Source organism: Gilvimarinus gilvus (assembly GCF_030518155.1).
In the GTDB taxonomy this organism is placed as follows: Bacteria; Pseudomonadota; Gammaproteobacteria; order Pseudomonadales; family Cellvibrionaceae; genus Gilvimarinus; species Gilvimarinus gilvus.
Genome location: NZ_JAULRU010000138.1, coordinates 1 through 341, shown reverse-complemented (window position 1 = coordinate 341; position 341 = coordinate 1). Strand labels below are relative to the sequence as shown.

Below are 341 nucleotides of genomic sequence, written 5' to 3'. Positions count from 1 at the left end.
AGGCCCATGCTCGATGAGCTGGGCACCCCTGCCGGCGCGACGCTGCTCGGTTCGCTGCTGGTGATCCGCCTGCTCGACCATGACAACCAACAATTGCAACGCACCCTGCAACGCCTGTGGCATGTGCTGCGCCCGGCCGTTCTCGGCCTGCCTGCCTGCCCGCCACGTATCTGGGCCACCTGAGAGAGCGCCATGGAGCTGACCCCAAGAGAGAAAGACAAACTGCTGCTGTTCACTGCCGCCTTGTTGGCAGAACGGCGCCTGGCCCGTGGCCTGAAACTCAACTACCCGGAGGCCGTAGCGCTGATCAGCGCCGCCGTGCTGGAAGGGGCCCGTGATGG

Annotated in this window: 2 protein-coding genes; both read left to right on the top strand. The window is 65.7% G+C overall.

Translation table 11 applies throughout. The annotated features are described in order from the left end of the window. Positions 1-183: urease accessory protein UreD (locus QWI17_RS00845; protein WP_370661375.1), on the top strand; the 183-nt coding region annotated here is incomplete at its 5' end. A 9-nt stretch (positions 184-192) separates the two neighbouring features. Continuing rightward, on the top strand, positions 193-341 hold a 149-nt coding region (locus tag QWI17_RS00840), incomplete at its 3' end, for an urease subunit gamma (protein ID WP_302720594.1).